The following is an 8239-nucleotide window of genomic DNA, read 5'->3' as shown; positions in this document are numbered from 1 at the left end:
ACTCTTAGCGACTGTATTTAATCTGATGATGAATATCTTTGCAAACTATTTGAGCGATATGAAACTCGACTACGACCAGAATATAAGCGCCATGTTTGGGGGAGCTATCGTCTTGTCCATTATATCCATTATGCTGTTACTCAAACTATCAAGCATTGCCAATTCTCTCGCAAAAGGAATTACATTTGGACATCTATGGAGACATAGAAATTAGATGAGATAAAAAGCAATGCTTCCCGTAACAGCCCCCCCTAATATCCATATGACAAAATAACGAGGATATCCACTCCTAAAGTAAAAAATATTCGCACTGAAATTGAGCTATTTTCATAAATTAAAAAATGAAATTAAGAAAAGATCAATTATCGCAAACTATACACTTTACTTTAGTATCAAAATTATAATAATGACAATAAATATCAAGATGCATATAACAGTAAAAAGAGTCATATTAAAATGAAAAATATCATTCTTGTAATTTTGATTGCAAACCTTTTATCGGCTTGTGCATTAGCACCAAAGCTAAAACAGCCCAATGATAGGAACCGTGTGCCTATTAATAAAACAATCCCTGCCGAAATTAAGCGAGGAGACAGATGAAAACAAAACAAGTAAAACCAGTGAAAGCCGAACAACTTAGCAGTTATTATGAAGAAAGCCGTGGCTTAGAACGTGATCTTATTAATGAATTTATAAGATCGCGCAGAACGGCATGGCGTGTAGCGAGTACTGTTGGTCTTTTTGGCTTATTCGGTATGATATGTGGAGTCGTTGGGTTTTCTCAACCAGCTCCAACTCCCTTAGTATTGCGCGTTGATAATACGACGGGTGCAGTTGATGTTATCTCAGTCATGCGTGAACACGAGACCAGCTATGGTGAAGTTGTAGATAGATATTGGCTAAACCAATATGTGCTTAACCGCGAAAATTACGACTACGATACCATTCAACTGAACTATGACACAACAGCACTTTTAAGTGCGGCATCTGTTCAACAAGAATATTATAAAATCTATGATGGAGAAAATGCACGGGACAAAGTGCTTTCCAATAAAGCACGTATCACAGTCAAAGTACGATCAATCCAGCTTAATGGACTCGGTCAAGCAACTGTACGTTTTACGACTCAGCAACTTGACAGCAGCGGTGCTACTACCGGACCAAAACAGCACCAGATTGCAACAATTGGTTACACCTATGTCGGTGCACCCATGAAATCATCTGATCGATTGCTTAACCCCCTTGGTTTTCAAATAACAAGTTACCGTTCTGACCCAGAAATACTGTTAAATGATTAAGGAATTGATTGTTATGAAAAAACTTGCGTTCGTTGTTCTATTGTCTTCGTTTTCTTCTCTTTATACGGTACCTGTGCAGGCGCTCAAAAGTCCATCAAATTCACAATATGATCACCGCATTCGCTATATAACATATAACGAAGCCGATGTGGTTCAAATTGAAACAGTTCTTGGTGTAGCAACACATATTATTCTTGAAGAAGGTGAACAGTATATCACTCATGCCTTTGGCGATTCAGAAGCCTATGCCTTTGCTCATAAAGGGCGGCATATTTTTATTAAACCAAAAGCAGAACTTGCCAATACCAATCTCATCGTTGTAACTGACAAACGGAGTTACAAATTCCGACTACAATTTCGAAATGACCGTGCAGGATCAACATATGAATTAGCTTTCCATTATCCCGATTCAAATGATGAAAAGTCAGAAGAAAACAACCGACGCCTTGCGATTGAACATGGTTTTCACCAAAGCGTCAAAGGCTATAATCTGAGTTATACTATGAGCGGTCACCAAGATATTGCTCCGATAAATGCTTGGGACAATGGGCGTATTACTTACTTCAAATTTCCCGCTAACATGGATATGCCATCGATTTATGTCGTAGATGCTGAAGGCAATGAAAGCTTAATACCACGCACCGTTATCGGCAGTTCTAATGATATTATCGCCGTTCATAAGGTCAATCCTAAATGGCTCATACGGCTTGGTAAACGCGCTCTAGCTGTTTTTAATGAAGCCTATGACCCCAATGGCGTACCAAACACAACAGGGACAGTATCTTCGGTGGTTTATCGTATCAATAAAGGAGGAAAATGATGTTTGACAATAAGGAAGGAGAGGGAAAAGGTACAAAACTGGACAACGTCGAGCAAAAACATATTGAAGGTACTTATGGAGGGTCGGAATTAGGTTCTGAACGTCGTCCGACAATTCCAGGTACCCGTGCATTGTTAGTGGTAGGACTTATTGTCATAGTAACGATACCGATTGCCTTGACTTGGAAAGCTTTTAAAATGCGTAATACCGTGGAAGTTGAGGAAGAAAACCCACAACAAATAGTACAGCAAATTATACCAAACTACGTCCCTCGGATTATAGAAGAGCCAAAGACTGTAGAAGAAGCAGAAAAACCAGCACAAATAGAAGATTCAAACCTAGATATTCCACCGGCCTTGAGTAAGCTTCTTCAAACAGCCATTCCTCCACACATGCTCCAAGATTCTGAAGAATTAGCACGCAAACGTATGCTCAGTTCTAGCCTTAACAACGGTGGTAGCGAAGGATCTACAGATACAAATAATAAAGCATCGAATAAAGATAGAGGTAGTGGCGTATTATTTGATAACCTTCAGCCCGTGCGTTTAGGTCAATCACATGCGGTGCAACTTCGTAACCGTGACTTTTTGATTACGCAAGGAACGCAAATAGATTGCACGCTAGAAACAAAGATCATTACATCACAACCCGGAATGACGACATGTCATTTAACACGCGATATTTATTCCACAAGTGGTCGTGTTGTTTTGCTTGACCGTGGTTCTAAAGTCGTTGGTTTTTACCAAAGTGGCATACAACAAGGACAAACGCGTGTGTTTGTGCAATGGTCACGCATCGAAACGCCTTCTGGTGTTGTTGTCAATCTTGACTCACCTGGCACAGGTCCTTTGGGTGAAGCGGGTATTGGTGGCTGGGTTGACAGACGCTTTTGGGAGAGATTTGGTAGTGCAATTATGGTAAGCATTATCGGTGATTTAGGAGAATGGGTAAAAGGAAAAGTTAGTAAAATCAGTAAAGAAAATAAAGAGAACTCACAAAATAAAGGTGCTCAGAATGCTGAATCTATAGCGATCGATGTTCTTCAAAACTCCATCAATATCACACCAACACTTTACAAAAACCAAGGCGAACGAGTAAATATTTTTGTTGCTCGTGATCTGGATTTCAGCGATGTCTACAGTCTTGTCACACGTTAACCCGATACAGAAAGATCAAGCAGTTTTTCAGCTTCTACAACCGCTTGATTGTTTCTTAGAAGATCCCTCGATCACTGAATTATCGATTTGCCGCCCCTGTGAAGTATGGACGAAAAGCTTTAAGGGTTGGCAAGTACATGACGTACCAGAGTTAACAACCACTTTTTTGCAAACGCTCATTACAGCTATTATCGTTTATAACGGTATGGCTCCCAAAAGTATTAATTATGTGCTATTGCCTGGTGGACAACGTGGTACAATTATACAAACGCCAGCTGTCGTTGATGGTGCTCTTTCTTTTGTAATTCGTAAACATTCTCTTATAGTTAAGACGTTAGAAGAACTCAAAGAAGAAGGTGCATTTGATGATTTCTCCGACGTAAGTTTTAACAAACCTTCGCAAAAAGAAGCAAATAACTTGTTATCGAAGCAGGACTTCACACGGTTGGAGCCATTTGAAGTTCAACTTTTGCAACATAAACGTGATGGGAAAATTCTTGAATTTTTACAAGAATGTGTCTTTCACAAACGCAACATTATTATTGCAGGCAAGACAGGATCTGGTAAAACAACATTTGCTCGCTCTTTAATTGAAAAGGTCCCTGTAGAGGAGCGTATCATCACAATTGAAGATGTTCATGAGCTTTTTCTACCCAATCATCCCAATCATGTACATATGATTTATGGTAACAATGTAGGCCGTGTTTCAGCTGAAGAATGCCTAGATGCGTGTATGCGTCAGTCGCCCGACCGAATTTTTCTCGCTGAATTGCGAGGTAATGAAGCATGGGAATATCTCAATTCACTCAACACTGGTCATCCCGGATCGATTACAACAACGCATGCCAACAGCGCTTTGCAGACATTTGAACGATGTGCCACCTTGATTAAAAGATCAGAAGTTGGCCGGCAACTCGAGTTAGAAATGATAAAAATCGTTCTCTATACAACAGTTGACGTAGTGTTGTTCTTTAGAGATAGAAAACTCTCTGAAGTCTTTTACGACCCGATTTTTGCTAAATCAAAAATTGCTTAAGGGGAGCTTCCTCTCTCGGTAATATGATGCAAACAAAAAATAGCCGTAACTAATTGTTACGGCTATCTTTTAACTTTTCCTATTCTCTTTGCTTCTCCAATGCATTTTCTACACTCTTCATGAATAAAAGAAGAAAAAAGTTAATAGACAAAAACTTTACGAGAAAACCAAATTATACATAAGGCTCTCTCTATTTTCTTACCTTTAATCATTTTTTCCATTTATCTTTTGATAAAGGTATGTTTGATGCAAAAAAAAATAGCTATAAAATAAATATTTCAACAAAAGAAAAGAATAAATTTTGAATCGCCTATCAATGAAAGCTTCGTAAAATGGGTACTTTCGATCATCACAAATAATTATCGTCATCAAGACCAAAACTTATCGTTTAAAATTCTAAGTACTATTTTCAAGTGATTAATAAATGTGTTTTTTAACCAAACAATCTCCAGATACGGAAAACCTCATACGAAATAAACTATCATTTCGATTTAGCATCTATAAACCACATTCTATTTAGTAATAAAAAGTATAGTGGCATATCAACGTCTTCTTCGGACGAAGAAAGATTCTTAACCTCCGACTGTTCGTAAACAACCAAATTTCTCTTAAGCAAGCTTTGCTAACCATATCACGTGTCTTATGTCCCCATCCTAAAGACGATATCCATAGATTATACAAGGTAAGCTCTACTCTGAATATTCCTGCTCTCTTCTCTGCGCCTCAAAAAACGAAAATTCCTAAAAGCGCAGATTTAAAATCCCACTTCTTAAGATGCATCACATTGATTTATAAAGAGTGTTCATTATTTTGCATGTTGGATAAAAGATCTTAGTACCGTAGGATTCTCTCATTTCATGTCTCTTGCACATTACAAGCGAATAAAGCCGTGTAGAATGAAACTGTATAAAAAAGCACTAAAAATGCCTCTTATAAACCGTCCCAAATGCCAAAAACTGTCGCAACATTGGGAGTTGGAAAAGTGTCTAATGGCACCCAGCTTGCTCTTTTATGAAGTGTAAAGATGGAGATGCTCTATAAATTTTATATTATTCATCGGGACTTTACCATTATACCATCCACGAGCACTGTCGCGAAATGAGCTTGGGAAGCTTAAAGAAAGGTTTCTTTAAAACAAGCGCGTAAATTGACAAGCCAAGTGTATTTGGTTTGAGGCGTTCTGTTTTGCATAAAGGTTGTGATCTTATTAAAGAACGAGAGAAACAAAAGCGTGAGGCAATGCGTAATCTCTATTATTTAAAAGACATTACTCTAGACGCTTTTGAAAGTCATAAAACTGAACTAAAAAATGATAGCAAAAATGGAAACTGGTTTGCACCTTTACAGCTTCACATTTCCCCCCCAAATTAGCAGGCTGTATACCGGTTTCAGAGATTACGCCAACAGAGAGATACGTAATACTCTTAACTCCCATCTGATAGGTAAAAGCTGCAACAGCAAAAGCTCTTTTAGAAAAACAACGCCATAAAGTCATTAATAAACCGGCAATGAATTGGAAAAATATTCTAGATTTTTATCAAACACTCTGCAAAGCAACAATAATGATACAACTGACTTTGTGTCTGCTTATTCTTACAGATGCTCGTACCCATCTCTTACATCAATTCGTGAAGATCAGATTGAAGGGGATATATGGACAATTCTTGGCTCAAGAATATGAACGGTCTGCGTGATACTACAGGAAATTTCGCGTGCCCTTATGATCAGACGCATTAAAAATTTTAAAACAAGCACGCTTGTTTTTCGCAATGATTTCTTTTTTCTGTAACCGATCGTAGTCCTTATTAATGTGAATTTCCTATCACAATATATAAGAGAGATTAGGTTAAAAACCTGTCCACGTAGATTTCACTCTCGTTTACGTAATTAGCTAACAGACTCCACCTACCACACCTCAAAGGACGAAGTTTCTCACCGCAACTAACCTGCAAACAATCCGCCCCCCTCGCCTAGCAGATTTCACCTTCTAACCACTTTAATTACCACATCCTAAATACGATAGTGTTTTATGGCACAACAGAATAAATACCAAAACAATGACTGATTATACCGTTAATTCTTGGAAACCTCTCTTTCATGTTAAGAAATATCTTTTATTATGCTGAAAAATAAAATAAAAAACACTTTTACTGCTTAAACAACTTTCTTAAGCATACATACAAGAAAAAATGAAATATAAATAAGACCTAAACCTAGAAATCTCTATTTTTATAGATAAAAACATATAAATTTGCTATTTTTTCAAACGTCTTATCTGCTCTTTAATGAATTTAAATCTATGACGTTACAATAGTTTTAAATTACTTCCCCCTTAACTGTATGATCTATCTCTACAATAGATAGGGATTTTACGTTCTCGATTTTTTGAGAACTATAAATTTTTTTTTAATGCGATTAACAATCCAATCTTTAAAATAAAAAATATGACCTTTAAATATATGTAAATGATGTTATCAAAAATTCCAAATCCATGAATATTAGCAATGTTTTCGATACTATAATAAACGTATCGTAAAATGACGAACTATCATAATGATCACTCCTTTGTATTTCATATGAATAATTTACATGCGTTATAATATCTGTATCAGCATTTATTTTTTGTGCTATGTTTATACAGAGTTATCTTTTTTATAAAAAATGATTAATTGAATCTGTATTAAAGTTCAAATTCTGATATGAATTTAATAAAAATAAAAACACATGGCATATTGATTTTATTGTTTTTACATAGAACGCTATTTAAAATATAGTTTACCCGAAAGACTAATGACTTTTTAAAGGCAATAATAACTGTGGTAACCGCCTCATAAAAGCCAATAAATTTTTAGAGATTAAACCTCAATAGGCGCAAAAAACACGTACAATTTTCTGTTTTTCTTTTTACTGTTCGTTAATCTGTCAATTTTCAAAGTAATATTCAACTATGAGTTTTCTGTTCAGCCATTGCAAGGATTGCTTCTACAAGGATTGCTTAATTTTTAGAGAGTACTTCGCTTTTAGAATGATTATAGCTACTGCACCCTCATAAGCAGCCGATCTTCTTTTAGAGATTTAATTGCTAAAAGGAGATACAATTTTCTACCTTGCGCTTTATTTTCATCAATCAGTAAATTTTCAAAGGCGGCGTTCAACCATAAGTTTTTTAATTTCAGCAATCGCTTTCGCTGGATTTAATCCCTTTGGACAAGTTTGCGCACAATTCATAATCGTATGGCAACGATAAAGGCGGAAAGGATCTTCTAAATTATCAAGACGTTCACCACACATCTCATCACGTGAATCCGCAATCCAGCGATAAGCTTGAAGCAAAACAGCGGGGCCCAAATAACGATCACCGTTCCACCAATAACTTGGACATGAAGTCTGACAACACGCACACAAAATACACTCATAAAGGCCATCGATTTTTTGGCGATCAGAGTGACTTTGTAACCATTCTTTTGCCGGTTCAGGAGAAACTGTCTGCAACCAAGGCTCAATGACTCGGTGTTGCGCATAAAAGCGCTTCAAGTCAGGAACCAAATCTTTAACAACCGGCATGGAAGGCAAAGGATAGACTTTAATGGGGTGTTTTACATCGTCCATCCCTTTGGTACAAGCCAATGTATTGGTTCCATCAATATTCATCGCACATGAACCACAGATGCCCTCACGGCAAGATCGACGAAGTGTCAAAGTTGGATCAATATGGTTTTTAATAAACAAAAGCCCATCAAGAATCATTGGACCACAAGCAGAACGATCTACGTAATAAGTATCCAGACGAGGATTATTCTCATCATCAGGCGACCAACGGTAAACATGAAATTCTGTCAGCTCTGTCGCACCTTCAGGTTTAGACCAAACCTTCCCCGATTTGACTTGAGAGTTTTTGGGAAGCTTAATTTGTACCATAATTCGTGTC

General features: G+C 37.1%; 7 protein-coding genes and 1 pseudogene. 6 read left to right on the top strand and 2 right to left on the bottom strand.

What is annotated here, in order from left to right; genetic code table 11:
• The 6 genes and pseudogenes from U736_RS0101365 to virB11 form a co-directional block, all read left to right on the top strand.
• Window positions 1-214: pseudogene (locus U736_RS0101365) on the top strand (trwi protein); the annotation flags it as partial.
• A 242-nt stretch (window positions 215-456) separates the two neighbouring features.
• On the top strand, window positions 457-600 hold the full coding sequence (locus U736_RS10740) for a hypothetical protein (RefSeq protein ID WP_015857026.1): 144 nt from the start codon (window positions 457-459) through the stop codon (window positions 598-600).
• On the top strand, window positions 597-1298 hold the full coding sequence (locus tag U736_RS0101355) for a VirB8 family type IV secretion system protein (protein ID WP_015857030.1): 702 nt from the start codon (window positions 597-599) through the stop codon (window positions 1296-1298). The genes U736_RS10740 and U736_RS0101355 overlap by 4 nt, the downstream gene beginning before the upstream one ends.
• Window positions 1299-1311: 13 nt before the next feature.
• Window positions 1312-2118 (top strand): P-type conjugative transfer protein VirB9, encoded by an 807-nt coding sequence (virB9, locus tag U736_RS0101350; RefSeq protein ID WP_026500187.1) that lies wholly within the window; start codon window positions 1312-1314, stop codon window positions 2116-2118.
• Window positions 2118-3275 (top strand): type IV secretion system protein VirB10, encoded by a 1158-nt coding sequence (virB10, locus tag U736_RS0101345; RefSeq protein ID WP_015857032.1) that lies wholly within the window; start codon window positions 2118-2120, stop codon window positions 3273-3275. Before virB9 ends, virB10 begins: the two co-directional genes overlap by 1 nt.
• The gene (gene virB11, locus U736_RS0101340) at window positions 3250-4311 is read left to right on the top strand and encodes a P-type DNA transfer ATPase VirB11 (protein ID WP_015857033.1); all 1062 of its coding nucleotides are present in this window, start codon (window positions 3250-3252) and stop codon (window positions 4309-4311) included. Before virB10 ends, virB11 begins: the two co-directional genes overlap by 26 nt.
• Before the next feature lie 1267 nt (window positions 4312-5578).
• Here virB11 and U736_RS12105 read toward each other — a convergent pair.
• Together U736_RS12105 and U736_RS0101330 are read right to left on the bottom strand one after the other, a co-directional pair.
• Window positions 5579-5806 carry a hypothetical protein gene (locus U736_RS12105; RefSeq protein WP_155914954.1) on the bottom strand — a complete coding sequence of 76 codons (228 nt, stop codon included), beginning with the start codon at window positions 5804-5806 and terminating at the stop codon, window positions 5579-5581.
• A 1643-nt stretch (window positions 5807-7449) separates the two neighbouring features.
• Window positions 7450-8229: a succinate dehydrogenase iron-sulfur subunit gene (locus U736_RS0101330; RefSeq protein ID WP_026500185.1), complete on the bottom strand. Its 780-nt coding sequence runs from the start codon at window positions 8227-8229 to the stop codon at window positions 7450-7452.
• Between the last annotated feature and the right edge of the window lie 10 nt (window positions 8230-8239).

Origin of the sequence: Bartonella grahamii ATCC 700132 (assembly GCF_000518085.1) — a bacterium.
Lineage (GTDB): Bacteria > Pseudomonadota > Alphaproteobacteria > Rhizobiales > Rhizobiaceae > Bartonella > Bartonella grahamii.
This window is presented reverse-complemented; position numbering and strand designations above follow the sequence as displayed.